Genomic DNA, 16,505 nt, shown 5'->3' with positions numbered 1-16,505 from the left:
GCGCGCAGCGTGGCGCGAAGCGGCGCCGGGCGCAAGCCGGACAGTGTCGAAATTGTTGTGCGCGCTTCGAAAATTCCCGATTCAGTCGAGCGTGGTGCGATAGCGCGTCATGGCGAGCGTGGTCACGACGGTCACGAAGATCACCAGCGCAATCAGGCTCGGCCAGAGTTCGGGGAAGCCAACGCCTTTGAGGAGCGTACCACGGACGACGCGCAGAAAATGGGTGACGGGGATCGCCGTCCCGATCACCTGCGCCCATTCCGGCATGCCGCGAAACGGAAACATGAAGCCGGACAGCAGGATCGATGGCAGCAGGTAGAACACCGACATCTGCATCGCCTGGAGCTGGCTCTTGGCAAGGGTTGAGAAGAAGAAACCGAGCGACAGGCTGCCGACGATGAAAAGCGCCACGCCGGTGGCGAGCGCCGACCAGCCGCCGGACAGCGGCACGTCGAACAGGATGCGGGCGAGCACCAGGATCAGAAGCGTCTGGATCAGCCCGATTCCGACATAGGGCGCCAGCTTTCCGGCCATCACCTCCAACGGACGTACCGGCGTGGCCAGCAGTGTCTCCATGGTGCCGCGCTCGCGCTCGCGGGTGAGCGACAGGGCGGTCATCATGACCAGCGTCATGGAAAGCACGATGCCGAGCAGGCCGGGCACGATGTTGTAGGCGGTGATGTTCTCCGGGTTGTAGCGGCGGTGAACGACGATCTGGAAGGAGGGCGATCCGCCCTTGGAGGCGGAGAGCGGCCCTCGCAGATCGTGGGTCAGCGCCTGGCTTTCCACGCCGGCCAGCGCGCCGAGCGCGCTTCCCACGGTGGTGGGATCGGAAGCGTCCGCCTCCAGTACGATTTCCGGATCTTCGCCGCGCACTACGCGGCGGGAGAAATCGGCGGGAATGGTGACGGCGAACTGGACCTGGCCGGTCTCGATCGCTCTGTCGGCTTCGGCCGGCGAGCGGGCCTCTTGCACGAAGGCGAAGTAGCCGGTGTTTTCGATCGCGGCGAGCACGGAACGCGACAGTATGCTGCGGTCGGCATCGAGCACGACGGTGGGCAGATCGCGCGGGTCGGTGTTGATCGCGTAGCCGAAAAGCAAAAGCTGCATGACCGGGACGGCCAGGATCATCGCGTAGGTCAGCCGGTCGCGGGAGAGCTGGATGAACTCCTTCGCCATCACGGCCAGGACGCGGGTGAGAGCCTCCGTCATTGGAAATTGTCCGTGGAGCGGTCCATCAGATGGATGAACACGTCCTCGATGGTCGGCTTGCTTTCGCTCCAGGTGTAGGGCGCATGCCGATAGGGGGCGATCGCGGCTTCCAGCGCGGCGCGGTCCTCGCCGCTGACATGCACGATCGCGCCGAACGGAGTGGCGGTCGCCACGCCCGGCTTGCCGAGAAGCTCGTGGGCGAGCCGGTCGGCGCCGGGCCCTTCGCCGCGAAAGGTGACGAGATGGGCTTCTTCGATCAGGTCGGCGACGGTGCCACGCGCAATCAGCGAGCCGTAGGCGATATAGGCGATGTCGTGGCAGCGCTCGGCCTCGTCCATATAGTGGGTGGAGACCATGACCGTCAGCCCGTCGGCGGCGAGCCGGTGGATCTCGTCCCAGAAGTCGCGCCGCGCCTTGGGGTCGACACCGGCGGTGGGCTCGTCGAGCAGGAGCAGGCGCGGCTCGTGCAAGACGGCGGCCGCAAGCGCCATCCGTTGCTTCCAGCCGCCCGACAGCGTGCCGGCGAGCTGGCGGCGGCGGGTTTCCAGGCCAAGCTTTTCCAGAGCTTCCGTCACCCGCCGGTCGCGGTCGTGCATGCCGTAGATGCGGGCGACGAAGCGCAGATTCTCCTCGATGGTCAAATCCTCGTAGAGCGAGAATTTCTGCGTCATATAGCCGGTCTGGCGTTTGATCGCGCCGGACTGGGTGAGGATGTCCAGCCCCAGGCAGGTGCCTGTTCCGCTGTCGGGGGTGAGCAGCCCGCACAGCATGCGCATGGTGGTGGTCTTGCCGGAGCCGTTGGGGCCGAGAAAGCCGGTGACGTGGCCTTCCTCCACGGCGATCGACACGTCCTTCACGACGTGCTTGTCGCCGAAGCTCTTGTTGAGGCCGTGAACGTCGATCGCGACGGTCATGGCGTCCCCTCGAGCGGTGTGACGTCGACGGGCAGGCCGGGGGCGAGCGCGGTCGGGTCGTCCGGGCGCGCTTCGACGAGGAAGACCAGTTTCTCCCGGCTGGAGCGGCTGTAGATCACCGGTGGCGTGTATTCCGCGCGCGGGCTGACGTAGCTGATGGTGGCGCTCAGCGGGCCGCCGCAGCCGTCGCAGCCGAAGCGGACCGTCTTGCCGGGCTGGTAGCGCACGATTTCCGCCTCCGGCACGAAGAAGCGGATGCGAACGCGGTCGTCGGGCAGAAGGGCGACCACCGGCTGATTGGCCGGCACCCATTCGCCGGGACGATAGAACACGTCTTCGATCCGGCCGGCACCGGGTGCCTTGGGCGTCAGCTCGCCGAGCTGGACCTCGATTTCCTTGAGGGCGGCGGTCGCTTGCTTCACGTCGGCTTCGGCGGCGCGGATCTGGTCCTCCCGCGCGCCCTGTTCGGCTGCCTCCAGGCTCTTTTCCACCTCGTTGCGGTTGGCAAGCGCGGCGTCGTAGGCGGCCTGGGCGTCGTCGAGGTTGGACTTGGGCGAGACCCCGCGTTCGACCAGCGGCTTGACCCGCTTCAAGGTGGCCTCCGCCTGGGTCAGGTTGGCTTCCGCGGCCTGCTTGCGCGCCTGGATCACGGCGAGCTCGATGGGGCGCTCGCCCTTGCGGGCGTCCGCGAGCCTCGCCTCGGCCGCCTCCAGATTGGCGCGCGCCTGATCGCGCCGGGCTTCAAGCGTCGCCGGGTCGATGGCAAACAGTCGGGCGTCGGCGTCCACCCGGTCGCCCTCGTCCACGTCGAGAGTACGCAGCGAAGCGGACACCGGGGCGGCGAAATAGAGCGCTTCGCCTTCTACATAGCCGGAGAGGACGGCGATCTCCTCCGGCGTCCGCGCCTGCCAGGCGTAGATCGCGCCGGCCGTAACGGCGGCGAGGGCGACGAGAACGATCGGGGCTCGCTTCATGACGCGATCTCCGTACCCATGAGGCCGGCTAGCAGGGTCGCCACATGCTGGTCGACGAGGCGCTCGAATTCGACCGACTCGGCCCCGATCGGAACGAACGTCTCGGTCCAGAGTATGCCGAGAATGAACGGACCCACGATCTGAAGGGCATAGAGGAAAGGGTCGCCGGGCCGCACTTCGCCGCGGCCCTGGGCGGCTTCGACCTCGCCGGCAACGAAATCGAGCATCGGGCGCACGGCCTGGTCGTGCCAATGGCGGGCGAGGTCGGGAAAGGTCCGGCTTTCGGCGATCACCATCTTGGCGATCGGCGCGATCCGACCGCTCCGGGCGCGGGTGGCGAGCTGCAGCAGGAAGGCGCGCACGAACACGGAAAAGGGAACCACCGCCGTGGCTTCGCTTCGAATGCGGCCAAGGTCCGGTGCGATCGCCTGGGTGATGACGGCGGAAAAAAGCTCTTCCTTGGTCGCGTAATAGAGATAGAGGGTCCCTTTCGAGAGTCCGGCACGCTTGGCGATTTCGTCCAGGCGCGCGGCCGCGAAGCCCTTCTCCGAAAACACGTCCAGAGCGGCGTTCAGGATCTCCGCCGGGCGGGCTTCCTTGCGGCGGCGGAATTTGGGCCCTTCGGACATGGCGCACTCTTAATAACTGACTAGTCAGTTATTAATTAAGCCGTTCTCATCCCCACGTCCAGATATTCCGTTCCATTCGCGTCGATGAAAATGGTGCGGCGGGCCTCAAGGAACACCAAGCCGCCACGCCACGACCGCATGCAAGCGTGCCGGGTGCCAAGGAGGCTGCAAGCGACACGAGGCCGATGCGTGGCGCCGTCTGCGCCCTATCGGCTCCGGCCGTTGCGCACTTGGGGACCCGTCGCGGACTGTCCGCTTTCCTGTGGCAGGGCGAACAGGGCGATGACGCTTGCCAGGCCCAAGCCGCAGGCGCCCAGCACGCCGACGCGAGCGAAGGTCAGTCGAATGGCGGTGGCGCGGATCGACAGGAGTTCCGGCAGCGGATTCACGGGGGCGGCGAAATCGCGGCCGTGGAACACGCTGGCGACGGAAGGGGCGAGTTCGACCACCACGTCGCGATAGGCAAATCCCGCGACCGCACCGATCAGCGCCAGCGACAGCGCGCCGGCGAGCCGGAACACCACGTTCTGCCCGGCGGCCGCGGCAGCCCGGTGGCGGACGGGCGTGCTCTCCAAGGCGCGGCGCAGAAGGATCGCCACGGCGACCCCGATGCCGATCCCGAGCAGGAGCGCCGTCGGGACGGCCGCGAGCCAGACTCGTCCGCTCGCCACCGCTGCGGACAGCCCAAGCAGGGCGCCGGCGGCAAGCGCATAGCCGGCGGCGACCGCGGCAGCGGGGCCAATCCGGTCCTCGGTCGGTTCGGTGAGGCGGTTGCTTCCCATCAGCCCGGCCAGGAAGGCGAGATAGACAGCCGCCGTTGCGAGGGGCGATCCGGCTCCGCCGTCGATGACCGCGATCGGGACGAGCAGCAGGCACCCGGCGAGGCCCAGATGGGCAAGTACCGCGAGCCCGGTGGCAACCAGAAAGCGGATCGAGGCGAACACGTCCGTCGCGACCATCGGGACCGTCGCCATGGTCGTCTCCCACAGTGCGAACAGCCCAAAGCCGACCAGCCCGGCAACCAGGAACGACACCACAACGCCGACGCCGACCCCGGCCGAGGAGATCGTGAGCGCGAAGGCCACCAGGGCGCCGGCAAGAGCGAAGAGCACTGCGCCCACAAGGTCGAGGCGCGGCTCGATCAGCTCCGGAAAATCGATCGGCACGCGCAGGCGCATGAGGACGAGACATCCAAACGCAAGCACGGCTTCCAGAAGGAAGGCCCCGCGCCACGACCACAGCCAGACCAGAAGGCTCGTCAGCACGATGCCGGCTGCCACCGTTGCCGCCGCTCCCAGCGACCATCGTTCCACGGTGCGTGCGCGCTCCGCCTTGGGCAGGTTGACGGCGATCAGCGCGAGCGTGGCCGGCAGCGCGACGGCGGCCGCCATGCCTTGCAGCGCCCGGGCGGCGACCACGAACTCGCTCCCCGGCGCCAGCCCGGCAATCAGCGCCGCCACGCCGCCGACGGCCAGGCCGAGGCTCAGCATGCGCCAGCGCCCATAAGCTTGGCCAAGGCCGATCCCGAGGATCAGCCCGGCGGCGAGGAGCAGCGGATGCAGGATCAGAAGCCACTGGGCGCCGGCGAAAGGAAGCCCGAGAGCGAGCCGCAAGTCCGGAATGGCGATCGCGATGGCGAAGGGATCGAGGAAGATCGTCCCTGCGGCGATCGCCGACGCGGCGATCAGCGCCGGCTTCAGCGCCTCCGGGCAGGGCTGAAGCTCCGCGCGGGCAGGAAGCAACGTCTTCGAAAGCAGCGGTCCGATCGTCATGAGAATCCTGAAAAAGACCGGACCGCTGAGGCGGTTGCCGGAAAACGTCCAGTTTGGCGCGGCGAACGGCTGGCATAAAGAGGGCGCCTCGCAAGCGGCCGATCGGCTGCGCCGGAGCGTCGTATTTTCGGCTTTTGTGGCCCCCGCATGGCGCGCCCCGCGAAGCACTCACCGAAACTTTCATCGGGTTGTGATTGACTTACGCGGCAAGGATAGCTGGTATACCCTTCCGGGCCGGAGGGATATTCCGCCGGCTCACCGGCGACGAAACCACTATTCCAAAGGGAGCCAATCGATGAAACGCACAATTGCGGCGCTTGCCGCGACCGCGCTTTTTGCCGCCGCCGGCGCTGCATCGGCCCAAGATCAGCAGTTCATTTCGATCGGAACGGGAGGTGTGACCGGCGTCTACTATCCGACCGGTGGTGCGATCTGCCGTCTGGTCAACCGGGACCGAAAAGAACATGGCATCCGCTGCTCGGCGGAATCGACCGGCGGGTCGGTCTACAACATCAACACCGTGCGCGCCGGCGAACTGGAGTTCGGCGTTGCCCAGTCCGACTGGCAGTATCACGCCTACAACGGCACCTCGAAGTTCGAGGACCAGGGACCGTTCGAGAAGGAGCGCGCGGTCTTTTCGGTGCATCCGGAGCCGTTCACCCTGCTCGTTCGCGGTGATTCCGGGATCGAGAGCTTCGAGGACCTGAAGGGCAAGCGCGTCAACGTCGGCAATCCGGGCTCCGGCCAGCGCGCGACCATGGAAGTGGTCATGGACGCCTTCGGCATGGAGATGGGCGACTTTTCGCTCGCCACCGAGCTGAAGGGCTCCGAGATGGCCCAGGCGTTGTGCGACGGCAACATCGACGCGATGATCTACACCGTCGGTCACCCCGCCGCGGCGATCCAGGAAGCCGTCAACTCCTGCGACGTTGATCTGGTCGACGTGAAGGGCGAGCCGATCGACAAGCTGGTCGAGGAGAATCCCTATTACCGCGTCGCCACCATTCCCGGCGGCATGTACAAGGGCAATCCGGACGACACCACCACCTTCGGCGTCGGCGCCACCTTCATCACGTCCTCCGACGTTCCCGACGAGGTGGTCTACGTCGTGGTGAAGTCGGTGTTCGACAACTTCGACCAGTTCAAGCAGCTGCATCCCGCCTTCGCCAACCTGAAGGAGGAGCAGATGATCAAGGACGGTCTCTCCGCGCCGCTGCATGACGGGGCGAAGAAATACTACCAAGAGCGCGGCTGGATGTAATCCGGCTCGGCGGGCGCGGCTTTGGAGCGGGATGAGGGAAAGGGGATGCCGGTTTTCCGAGCGCATCCCACTCCTCGCCAAAATCCGAGACCGCGCCCGTTTTCTTTTTAAGGATCGCATCCTTCGAGGTGGGATCCCAACGATAAACGATACATAACCTTCCAGATACGAGGGGCGCGGCCATGGCGGTCGATCAACCCACCCATCGCGTCGACGCGGAGTCCCTCGTCGCCGCGACCGATACCGGTGCGCGATCCCCCGAGGGCTGGCAGCGCTGGCTGATTCCCGGCATCGCGTTGGTCTGGGCCTTCTTCCAGCTCTATGTGGCTTCGCCGGTTCCGTTCATCGTGGCACGGTTGTCGGGCCTGCCCCTCGTTCTCAACAACACCGAAATCCGCATCGTCCATCTCGCGTTCGCGCTGGTGCTGGCGGCGTTCGCCTATCCGCTCTTCAAGTCGGCCTCGCGCCACAAGATCCCCTGGTATGACTGGATCCTGGCCGCGCTCGGGGCGACGGCCTGTCTCTATCTCTTTGTCTTCAAGAACCAGATTGCCGACCGGGCCGGGCTTCCCACCGACTGGGATCTGATCATGTCGACCGTCGGCATGATCGTGCTCGGCGTTGCCGTGTTCCGGTCGCTCGGTCTGCCGCTTCTGATCGTGGCTTCCGTCTTCGTGCTCTACGTGTTCTTCGGCGATGCCGACTGGATTCCGGGCACCCTGCAATGGAAGGGCGCCTCCTACGGCAAGGCCATGTGGCACTACTGGATGCAGACGGAGGGTGTGTTCGGCGTCGCCCTTGGCGTCTCCGCCACCATGATCTTCCTGTTCGTCATGTTCGGCGCGATCCTGGAAAAGGCCGGCGCGGGCAACTTCTTCATCAAGATCGCCTTTGCGCTTCTGGGCCATTTGCGTGGCGGTCCGGCCAAGGCGGCCGTCGTCGCGTCGGCCATGAGCGGGCTTTATTCCGGTTCATCCATCGCCAACACGGTCACTACCGGCACCTTCACCATCCCCTTGATGAAGAAGACCGGTTTTCCGCCGGAAAAGGCCGGCGCGGTCGAGGTGGCCTCCTCCACCAACGGCCAGCTCACCCCGCCGGTCATGGGGGCGGCGGCCTTCCTGATCTCCGAGTTTACCGGCACGCCCTATACCGAGCTCATCAAAAACGCCGTGCTACCGGCGCTGATTTCCTACATCGCGCTGGTCTATATCGTGCACCTTGAGGCCCTGAAGCTGGGCCTTGCCGGCATGAAGCGCCCGCCCAGCCACATGCGGCTGATGACCCGGCTGATGGGCTTCCTGGGTGGGTTCCTGGGCCTCGCCGTGCTGGCCGGTGTCGTCTACTACGGGCTAGGTTGGGTGCGGGACGTCTTCCCCGGCATGGGGCTATGGGCGGCCTCGCTGATCTTCGCGGTGGCGTACCTCATCCTGTTGTGGATTGCGGCGCAGCGGCCGGATCTGGAGGTCGACGACCCCAACGCCCCGCTTCAGGAGCTGCCGCGCGCTGGCGAGGTTGCGCTTACCGGCCTTTATTATCTGCTGCCGATCGTGATCCTGATCTGGTGCATCATGATCGAGCGGCTGTCGCCGGGCCTCTCCGCCTTCTACGCAACCATCGCCATGATCGCGATCGCGCTGACCCAGCATCCGCTGAAGGCGCTTTTCCGCGGCACCGGCAATCTCGGCTTCGAGGCGATGCGCGGCGTTCACGAATGGCTCGCCGGCATGATCGCCGGGTCGCGCAACATGATCGCGATCGCGGTGGCGACGGGTGCGGCGGGCGTCATCGTCGGCACCATCTCGCTCACCGGCGCCCACCAGGTGATCGGCGAATTCGTGGAGTTCGTCTCCGGCGGCAACCTGATGGTCATGCTGATCCTGGTCGCCATCATGAGCCTCATCCTCGGCATGGGGTTGCCGACGACGGCGAACTACATCGTCGTGTCCTCGCTGATGGCACCGGTGATCGTGACGCTCGGCGCCCAGCAGGGGCTGATCGTGCCGCTCGTGGCGGTCCACCTGTTCGTGTTCTATTTCGGCATCCTGGCCGACGACACGCCACCGGTGGGCCTTGCCGCCTTCGCGGCCGCCGCGATCTCCGGCGGCGATCCGATCAAGACCGGTATCCAAGGCTTCACCTACGATATCCGGACCGCGCTGCTGCCGTTCCTGTTCCTGTTCAACACCCAGCTTCTGTTGATCGGGGTGGGGCCGCTGGAGGCGGTGGTTCAGTTCATCGTCGCGGTGGTGGCGATGCTCTTGTTCGCCGCCGCCACCCAGCGCTACTTCCTTACCCCCACCCGCTGGTGGGAGGTGGTGGCGCTGCTTTTGATCTCATTCACGCTGTTTAGGCCGGGCTTCTGGCTGGACCAGGTGCAGGCACCCTACGACGTCTCGCCCGGCACCCAGGTGGAGCAGGTGGCGACCTCGCTGCCGGCGGACGCCCGGCTGCGCATGACCATCGAGGGGACCGACTTCAACAATCCGGACGAGCGCATTACCAAGACTTTCATGGTGCCGCTCGGAGCACCGGGACCGGGCGCGGACCGGTTGGATCAGGCGGGCCTGACCCTGTTCCCGGACGGCGACCGGATGACGCTGGACGAGCCTTTCCCCGGCACGCCGTTCTTCCGGCTGGCCCAGGAACTCGATTTCTACGCCGACGAGCCGGTGGTGGTGGAGAGCGTGGCGACCCCGGCGGAGCGGATGCCGCGCGAGATCTTCTACCTGCCGGCGGTCCTGCTTCTGGTGGTGGTGGTGTGGTCCCAGCGCCGCCGCCAGACCGTTCCGGCGTTCTAGGTCATGGACTCATAAATGCGAATGTTCCGGCGCCTGAAACGGCAAAGAGATGCCAGGAGAGCCGCGAAGGGCGGGGTCTTTCCCCCGTCCGAGCGGGTCGACGAAGCAGGTCGAAACCGTTTCGGCGTCCGAAGGAGCGGGTCGATTTGCCCGACTGCTGCGTCGCAAAATCTTGAAAACCGGCCGGGTTTCCTGCGCTCTTGCTCCTGGAATTCGACCAAATCGCCTCCGCCCGGACCGTCCGGATTTGTGAGTTCATGACCTAAAACCTGCCTGAGTCCGGAGGAGACCGGCATGTACAAGAAGATCCTGCTTCCGATCGACCTGAACGACGCCACGACGGCCAAGAAGGCGCTGGCCACCGCCGCGGCGATTGCGCAGACCTTCGGGTCCGAGCTGCACGTCATCTCGGTGGTGCCGAATTTCGGGATGTCGATCGTCGGGGGCTTTTTCCCCTCCGGCTTTGAGGAAAAGGCGTTGGACAAGGCGAAGACCGATCTCGGCGTCTTCCTGGACGCCGAACTTGGACCGGAGATCAACGCGGTCGGCCACATCGCCCATGGCTCGATCTACGAGGAGATCCTGCACGCGGCCAAGGAACTGCAGGCCGACCTGATCGTGATCGGCGCCCACCGGCCGGAGCTGAAGGACTATCTGCTCGGCCCTAACGCCGCCCGCGTCGTCCGCCACGCCCCCCAGTCGGTGATGGTGGTGAGGGAGTGAGGGCCTGACATTTCGCCTCCGAGCATGCTTTTCTCTCCGCTCATTCCCGCGCAAGCGGGAATCCATTCGGCATAACAAGTGCGCGCGGATCCGGCTGCACGGATATGTTTTTCAGTCTCAGAATTGACGAGGTCTTCCGCAACGACTGAGTAAAATTCGAAAGGCCCTATGGATTCCCGCTTGCGCGGGAATGAGCGGAGTGAAGGGAGAGGCTCTCCCCGGTCTCGAACGCCCATTCACACCGGCTTTTCGCACAACCGCCAACAAGACAGCCAGTAAGGCCACCCCATGCCCTCTCCCCACGTCTTTCCCCGTCACACCAAGGTCGAGATGCCGGTCGCCGTCGGCGGTGACGGCTGCTACGTGATCGACGAGAGCGGCAAGCGCTATCTCGACGGCTGCGGCGGGGCGGCGGTGTCCTGTCTCGGCCATTCCGACACAACCGTCGTCGAGGCGATCAAGGCCCAGCTCGATCAGCTCCCCTACGCCCACACCGGCTTCTTCACCACCAGGCCGGCGGAGGAGCTCGCCGCGCACCTGGCAAGCCGCGCGCCCGACGGCGTGAACCGGGTCTACTTCGTCTCCGGCGGATCGGAGGCGGCGGAGGCGGCGCTCAAGCTCGCCCGGCAGTATTTCTGGGAGAAGGGCGAAAAGAGCCGCGCCAACGTGATCGCGCGCTGGCAGAGCTATCACGGCAACACACTCGGCGCGCTCGCGGCCGGCGGCAACCGCTGGCGCCGCGCCCAGTTCGAGCCGCTCTTGACCGACGCCATGCACCATATCGACGCCTGCCACTACTGGCGCTGGGCAGAGCCGGGCGAGAGCGAGGAGGACTATGGCCGCCGCATCGCCGACCAGCTCGAGGCCAAGATCCTGGAGCTCGGGCCGGAAACCGTCGCCGCCTTCATCGCCGAGCCGGTGGTGGGCGCGACCATGGGTGCGGTGCCGCCGGTGGCGGGCTATTTCAAGCGCATCCGCGAGATCTGCGACCGCTACGGCGTGCTCCTGATCCTCGACGAGGTGATGTGCGGCATGGGCCGGACGGGCACGCTGTTTGCCTCAGAGCAGGACGGCGTGGTGCCGGACATGATCCTGATCGCCAAGGGGCTCGGCGCCGGCTACCAGCCGATCGGCGCGACACTGGTCGCCGATCACGTCTACGAGGTATTCGAAGGCGGCTCCGGCTTCTTCCAGCACGGCCACACCTATGGCGGCCACCCGACCGCCTGCGCCGCCGGCCGTGCCGTGCTCTCCGAGATCGAAGGCCGCGACCTCCTCGCCAATGTGCGCGAGGTCGGCGCCTATCTGAAAACCCAGCTTCTGGACCGGTTCGGCCGGGACCCGCACGTGGGCGACATCCGCGGTCGCGGTCTGTTTCTGGGGCTGGAGCTGGTCGCCGACAGGGAGACGAAAGCGCCGTTCGACGCCGGCCTGAAACTCAACGCGCAGGTCAAGCGCGCGGCCATGGCCGACGGACTGATGGTCTACCCGATGGGCGGCACCATCGACGGGGTCAACGGCGACCATGTGCTGATCGCCCCGCCCTTCATCCTGACCAAGCCTCAGGCCGACGAGATCGTCGACAAGCTTTCCGGCGCGCTCGACACGGCGCTTGCCGCCGTCGCCTGACCTGTCGGCCCGTGCCGGGCCTTTCTCTCACGCGATTTCGGGCGGAAGACCGGTTCTCCCTTTCTCCGGAAATTGCGTCAGTTGGAGAGATAGTTCGGCAGCCAGAGCGTCAGCGCGGTGAAGGCGATCACCGAGACCAGCGCCAGGACCTGCAGGATCACGAACGGGATGATGCCCTTGTAGATCGTGCCGATCGTGACCTCGGGCGGCGCGATGCCTCTGAGATAGAACAGCGCGTAGCCGAACGGCGGCGTCAGGAACGAGGTCTGCAGGTTCACCGACAGCGCGATCGCGAACCAGGTCAGCGTGTGGTCTTTGTCCATGCCGAAATCGAGCCCGGCCACCACCGGCGCCACGATCGGCACCACCACCAGCGTGATCTCGACCCACTCCAGGAAGAAGCCCAGCACGAACACCAGCCCCATGATCATGGCGAGCACCAGACAGGGGTTGCCCTCGTGGACGGCGAAGGCGTCCTCGATCATGTCGCTGCCGCCAAGCTTGCGGAAAATAACGCTGAAGACGGTGGCGCCAATCATCACGAAGATGATCATGGCGGTGGTCTTGGTGGTGTCGCGCAGCGCGGTGGAGAGCGTGCCCCAGCCGAGCTTGCCGGATCGGATCGACGTTGCGGGTGCGGACGATCCCGAGATCGAGCGCGGCGGGGCCGAGTCGGTAGCGCGTGGTCTGCGGTTCCTGTTCGACGAGGCCCAGCTTACGCAGGCTGGTCAGGTAGGCGTGGGCCTGGGCAGGCCCCATGCCGGCGCGCTGGGAAAGGTCGCGCAGCATCAAGGGTTCGAGGCTTGCCGCCAGCACTTCCAAAAGGTGCGCGCCGACCTCGACCGAGCGGACCCCGCGTCCCGAATTGGCCGGCATCTAGCGTTCCTTCTCCGCCAGCCCCGCCTTGAGGGACTGACCGTGGTTGGCGGACAAGGTCTTGGTCACGTCCAGGAGCCGGGCGGTCGCAAGCCGCGTGGCAAGGGGCCCAAGCTGATAGTGTCCGCTGGCGCTTTCCTGTTCCACCAGACCGGTCCGCCGGTAGCTCGCCAGATAGCCGTGCGCCTGGGCCGGTGCCATGTCGGCCGCCGCCGCGAGGTCTTTGAGGGTCATCGGCTGGGCATGCGCCACCAGCGCGTTCAAAAGCCGTCCCCCGACCTCGATCGACTGTATGCCGCGCGGCTGCTTCTCCACCGCCAATCCCTTGTGCTGTCTGCTCCACCCCGATTCCGGGATGCGGAGTCCTGCTTGCGCTATGGTTACGTCGCCGTCAGGGGGGCGGCAAGGTGTTGGGCGATGCCCGGCGGATCAGCCGCCTGGTAAACAGGCTCCGCTGCCACCGCGTCCGCGCTTTTCTCCGATTGGATCGAATTTGAGTTTCGAGGCCAGCTCTCCGTGAGCCTGCGCCACCAAGGTGAAATTCAAAAAATATTTATAATCAACAGCGTAAGAGCGGGGCGTAAATGTCGAAAGCACGTAGCCCGCATTCGGTTGACGCCGATCAACGCCCTCGGTGGATCATTCGCGCCATGGTGGTTCGATCGGCCGCGCCATCCAAGACCGGCCACGATTGCTGAACACGTTCTGCTGCGTCAGGAGGAAAGCGCCATGGTGGACGAAGCTCATGTGGTGCGATTTGAGGCGCTGAGGCGCGGGGACGTTGCCCGCGTCGGCGGCAAGAACGCCTCCCTCGGCGAGTTGATCGCCGCTCTCTCCGCCGAAGGCGTTCGCGTGCCGGGCGGCTTCGCCACCACGGCCGATGCTTACTGGGCGTTTGTCGCGCACAACGACCTGGAGCCCCTCATCGCCAGAACGCTGGCGGCCTATGCGGCTGGCACTCTGTCGCTGGCCGAAGCAGGGCGCACCATTCGCGAAGCCTTCCTCAAGGGCCGCTTTCCGGAGGCGACGGCGGACCAGATCCGGACGGCTTACGGCGCGCTCGCGCGCGAAGCGGGGCGCGAGGATCTCGACGTTGCGGTTCGTTCCAGCGCCACCGCCGAGGATCTTCCCGATGCCAGTTTCGCCGGCCAACAGGAGACTTTTCTCAACATTTGCGGCAACGACGCCCTGATCGACGCCTGCCGGCGCTGCTATGCCTCGCTCTTCACCGATCGCGCGATCAGCTACCGTACCGTCAAGGGCTTCGACCATATGAAGGTCGCGCTTTCGATCGGCGTGCAGCGCATGGTGCGCTCCGACACCGGTGGCTCCGGCGTGATGTTCTCCATCGACACGGAGACCGGCTTCGACAAGGTCGTGTTGATCACCGCCGCCTGGGGGCTCGGCGAGAATGTGGTGCAGGGCGCGGTCGACCCAGACGAGTATCAGGTCTTCAAGCCGCTACTCTCCAATCCGTCGCTCAAGCCGATCGTGGAGAAGGCCAAGGGCGCCAAGGCGATCAAGATGATCTACGGCCGCACCGGCGAGCCCGCGACCCGCAACGTGCCGACCTCGAAGGCCGAACAGGCGGCTTTCGTGCTCGACGACGAAGAAATCCTGACGCTCGCTCGCTGGGCCTGTCTGATCGAAGATCACTACGGCGTCGCGATGGACATGGAATGGGCTCGCGACGGCGACAGCGGCGATCTTTTCATCGTCCAGGCGCGGCCGGAGACGGTCCATTCGCGCGAGGCCGGACAGGCGCTGACATCCTATCGGATCGGAGACAAGGGGCGCACGCTTTCGACCGGGCTTGCGATCGGTTCGGCGGTGGTCGGCGGCCGGGTCTGCGTCATCGAAGAGGCCAGCGAGATCGACCGCTTCGTCGATGGCGCGGTGCTGGTCACGCGAACCACCGACCCCGACTGGGTGCCGGTGATGAAGCGGGCCTCGGCGATCGTTACCGATCTTGGCGGGCGCACCTCCCATGCGGCGATCGTCAGCCGCGAACTCGGCCTGCCGGCGATCGTCGGCACCGGCGATGCGACGCGTGTTCTCCACGACGAGCAGGAGGTGACCGTTTCCTGTGCCGAAGGCGACCAGGGCTTCGTCTACGAAGGGCTCGCCGCCTTCGAAAAGGTGCCGCTGGATCTCTCCCACGTGCCTCAGACGCACACGAAGATCATGCTGAACCTCGCCAATCCGGGCGCTGCTTTCCGCTGGTGGCGGTTGCCGGCCGACGGCGTGGGGCTGGCGCGCATGGAGTTCGTGGTCGCCAACTTCATCAAGGTTCATCCGATGGCGCTCGTCCGCTTCGATGCGCTGACGGACCCGGAGGTAAAAGCGCAGATCCAGGAGATCACCGAAGGCTACGAAGACAAGGCGGAATATTTCGTCGATCGCTTGTCGCGCGGGCTGGCGCGGATCGCGGCGGCTCGTTTTCCCGATCCGGTGATCGTGCGTATGAGCGATTTCAAGACCAACGAATATGCCGGGTTGGTCGGCGGCGCGGGCTTCGAGCCGAAGGAGGAGAATCCGATGATCGGGTTCCGGGGCGCCTCGCGCTATTACTCGCCGCGTTACCGGGAGGGTTTCGCGCTGGAATGTCGGGCGATTGCACGGCTGCGGAACGACATGGGATTTTCGAACGTCGTGGTCATGATCCCGTTTTGCCGCTCCGCCAAGGAAGCCGACCGCGTGCTTCAGGTGATGGAGGCGAACGGCCTGACGCGCGGCGCGGACGGGCTGGAGGTCTATGTGATGTGCGAGATCCCGTCGAACGTGGTGCTCGCATCGGCGTTCGCGGAGCGGTTCGATGGTTTTTCGATTGGCTCCAACGATCTCACTCAGCTTACCCTCGGCGTCGACCGCGATTCCGCCGAGCTGGCGGACCTCTTCGATGAGCAGGACGAGGCGGTGAAATGGATGATCCGCAATGTCATCGCGGAGGCGCACAAGGCCGGCGCGAAGGTCGGATTGTGCGGCCAGGCGCCGAGCGATCATCCGGAATTCGCCGCTTTCCTAGTCGAGTGCGGCATCGATTCCATCTCAGTGAGCCCGGACAGTTTCCTGGCGGTGAAGACCGAGGTTGCCAAAGCGGAGCGGAACGCGAGGGGCGCGGGTTAGGCGAATTCTTTGCTCCGGTTCATCGCCGACCCCGACCGTACGCCCCGTACGAGCATCGACCAGCTCCGGCCCGAGCAAAGAAATCGGCAACGGCGCAGACCTATTCGACGTTCGCAACAGCTTCTAGAGCGTGTCATTTGGTTTTTGAATCGGAAATGGGATTCCCTTGAGGGGTTGGATCTGATTCAAGCTGCCTGCTGGGTGGAGGCTGGCATGCATGACCAAACCCTATTCCAATGATCTTCGTGAACGGGTCGTGGCCGCGGTGCATGGGGGCGAGCCGGTGCGTTCAGTTGCCAAGCGCTTCGATGTGGCGGTGTCTTCGGTGGTCAAGTGGCACCAGCGCTACCGAACGACCGGCTCGGTTGCTCCTTCGCGCATGGGCGCGCGCCGCAGGTTCGTTCTGGACGGCCACCGGGATCTCATTCTGCAGGCGATCGCAACCACTCCGCATCTGAGCGTGCGCAGGCTGCAGGCGCTGTTGGCCGATCACGGCGTGACGGTCTCGCATCATGCCGTCTGGCAGTTCCTGCGGCGCGAGGGGCTGAGCTTCAAAAAAAACCATGTTCGCGCTGGAGCAGGCCCGTC

General features: G+C 65.5%; 12 protein-coding genes and 2 pseudogenes. 6 read left to right on the top strand and 8 right to left on the bottom strand.

Annotated elements, in window-relative coordinates; translation table 11 throughout:
* Positions 1-81 precede the first annotated feature (81 nt).
* The 5 genes from HNS03_RS09420 to HNS03_RS09400 all read right to left on the bottom strand — a co-directional run bounded on the left by HNS03_RS09420 (position 82) and on the right by HNS03_RS09400 (position 5,501).
* Complete coding sequence (locus HNS03_RS09420) at positions 82-1,212, bottom strand: ABC transporter permease (RefSeq protein ID WP_367194791.1); 1,131 nt, start codon at positions 1,210-1,212, stop codon at positions 82-84.
* Positions 1,209-2,126, bottom strand: a complete 918-nt coding sequence (locus HNS03_RS09415; protein ID WP_367194790.1) for an ABC transporter ATP-binding protein — start codon at positions 2,124-2,126, stop codon at positions 1,209-1,211. Before HNS03_RS09415 ends, HNS03_RS09420 begins: the two co-directional genes overlap by 4 nt.
* Entirely contained in the window at positions 2,123-3,100 is a 978-nt protein-coding gene (locus HNS03_RS09410; RefSeq protein WP_367194788.1) for an HlyD family secretion protein, read from the bottom strand. Before HNS03_RS09410 ends, HNS03_RS09415 begins: the two co-directional genes overlap by 4 nt.
* Positions 3,097-3,729 carry a TetR/AcrR family transcriptional regulator gene (locus HNS03_RS09405; RefSeq protein ID WP_367194786.1) on the bottom strand — a complete coding sequence of 211 codons (633 nt, stop codon included), beginning with the start codon at positions 3,727-3,729 and terminating at the stop codon, positions 3,097-3,099. The genes HNS03_RS09410 and HNS03_RS09405 overlap by 4 nt, the downstream gene beginning before the upstream one ends.
* Positions 3,730-3,935: 206 nt before the next feature.
* Positions 3,936-5,501, bottom strand: coding sequence for an MFS transporter (locus HNS03_RS09400; RefSeq protein ID WP_367194784.1), 1,566 nt, complete (start codon positions 5,499-5,501; stop codon positions 3,936-3,938).
* Positions 5,502-5,796: 295 nt separating this feature from the next.
* Between HNS03_RS09400 and HNS03_RS09395 the strand changes: the two genes are divergently transcribed.
* The 4 genes from HNS03_RS09395 (at position 5,797) to HNS03_RS09380 (ending at position 11,915) form a co-directional block, all read left to right on the top strand.
* Positions 5,797-6,762 (top strand): TAXI family TRAP transporter solute-binding subunit, encoded by a 966-nt coding sequence (locus HNS03_RS09395; protein ID WP_367194782.1) that lies wholly within the window; start codon positions 5,797-5,799, stop codon positions 6,760-6,762.
* A gap of 182 nt (positions 6,763-6,944) precedes the next feature.
* Complete coding sequence (locus tag HNS03_RS09390) at positions 6,945-9,563, top strand: TRAP transporter permease (protein ID WP_367194781.1); 2,619 nt, start codon at positions 6,945-6,947, stop codon at positions 9,561-9,563.
* A gap of 294 nt (positions 9,564-9,857) precedes the next feature.
* Positions 9,858-10,286 carry a universal stress protein gene (locus HNS03_RS09385; RefSeq protein WP_367194779.1) on the top strand — a complete coding sequence of 143 codons (429 nt, stop codon included), beginning with the start codon at positions 9,858-9,860 and terminating at the stop codon, positions 10,284-10,286.
* Between the two features lie 288 nt (positions 10,287-10,574).
* The gene (locus tag HNS03_RS09380; RefSeq protein WP_367194777.1) at positions 10,575-11,915 is read left to right on the top strand and encodes an aspartate aminotransferase family protein; all 1,341 of its coding nucleotides are present in this window, start codon (positions 10,575-10,577) and stop codon (positions 11,913-11,915) included.
* 77 nt (positions 11,916-11,992) lie between these two features.
* Here the strand turns inward: HNS03_RS09380 and HNS03_RS09375 are convergent, their stop codons facing one another.
* The 3 genes and pseudogenes from HNS03_RS09375 to HNS03_RS09365 all read right to left on the bottom strand — a co-directional run bounded on the left by HNS03_RS09375 (position 11,993) and on the right by HNS03_RS09365 (position 13,106).
* Positions 11,993-12,538 carry a TRAP transporter large permease subunit gene (locus HNS03_RS09375; RefSeq protein WP_367195057.1) on the bottom strand — a complete coding sequence of 182 codons (546 nt, stop codon included), beginning with the start codon at positions 12,536-12,538 and terminating at the stop codon, positions 11,993-11,995.
* Positions 12,539-12,617: 79 nt separating this feature from the next.
* Positions 12,618-12,791, bottom strand: a pseudogene (locus HNS03_RS09370) (helix-turn-helix domain-containing protein); the annotation flags it as partial.
* Positions 12,792-13,106 (bottom strand): helix-turn-helix domain-containing protein, encoded by a 315-nt coding sequence (locus tag HNS03_RS09365; RefSeq protein WP_367194776.1) that lies wholly within the window; start codon positions 13,104-13,106, stop codon positions 12,792-12,794.
* A gap of 414 nt (positions 13,107-13,520) precedes the next feature.
* On the opposite strand from HNS03_RS09365, the gene ppsA reads away from it, so the two are divergent.
* Together ppsA and HNS03_RS09355 are read left to right on the top strand one after the other, a co-directional pair.
* Positions 13,521-15,917 carry a phosphoenolpyruvate synthase gene (ppsA, locus tag HNS03_RS09360; protein WP_367194775.1) on the top strand — a complete coding sequence of 799 codons (2,397 nt, stop codon included), beginning with the start codon at positions 13,521-13,523 and terminating at the stop codon, positions 15,915-15,917.
* A gap of 217 nt (positions 15,918-16,134) precedes the next feature.
* Positions 16,135-16,505 (top strand): annotated as a pseudogene (locus HNS03_RS09355) (helix-turn-helix domain-containing protein); the annotation flags it as partial.

The sequence above is a fragment of the Amorphus sp. 3PC139-8 genome (assembly GCF_040750475.1).
In the GTDB taxonomy this organism is placed as follows: Bacteria; Pseudomonadota; Alphaproteobacteria; order Rhizobiales; family Amorphaceae; genus Amorphus.
Note: the sequence above shows the minus strand (reverse complement) of the source record. Positions and strands in the feature narration are given on the sequence as shown.

Coding starts and splice junctions, on each gene's coding strand:
- HNS03_RS09380 (WP_367194777.1), top strand. CDS start 10,575: ATGCCCTCTCCCCACGTCTTTCCCCGTCACACCAAGGTCGAGATGCCG.
- HNS03_RS09420 (WP_367194791.1), bottom strand. CDS start 1,212: ATGACGGAGGCTCTCACCCGCGTCCTGGCCGTGATGGCGAAGGAGTTC.
- HNS03_RS09385 (WP_367194779.1), top strand. CDS start 9,858: ATGTACAAGAAGATCCTGCTTCCGATCGACCTGAACGACGCCACGACG.
- ppsA (WP_367194775.1), top strand. CDS start 13,521: ATGGTGGACGAAGCTCATGTGGTGCGATTTGAGGCGCTGAGGCGCGGG.
- HNS03_RS09415 (WP_367194790.1), bottom strand. CDS start 2,126: ATGACCGTCGCGATCGACGTTCACGGCCTCAACAAGAGCTTCGGCGAC.
- HNS03_RS09390 (WP_367194781.1), top strand. CDS start 6,945: ATGGCGGTCGATCAACCCACCCATCGCGTCGACGCGGAGTCCCTCGTC.
- HNS03_RS09410 (WP_367194788.1), bottom strand. CDS start 3,100: ATGAAGCGAGCCCCGATCGTTCTCGTCGCCCTCGCCGCCGTTACGGCC.
- HNS03_RS09400 (WP_367194784.1), bottom strand. CDS start 5,501: ATGACGATCGGACCGCTGCTTTCGAAGACGTTGCTTCCTGCCCGCGCG.
- HNS03_RS09395 (WP_367194782.1), top strand. CDS start 5,797: ATGAAACGCACAATTGCGGCGCTTGCCGCGACCGCGCTTTTTGCCGCC.
- HNS03_RS09405 (WP_367194786.1), bottom strand. CDS start 3,729: ATGTCCGAAGGGCCCAAATTCCGCCGCCGCAAGGAAGCCCGCCCGGCG.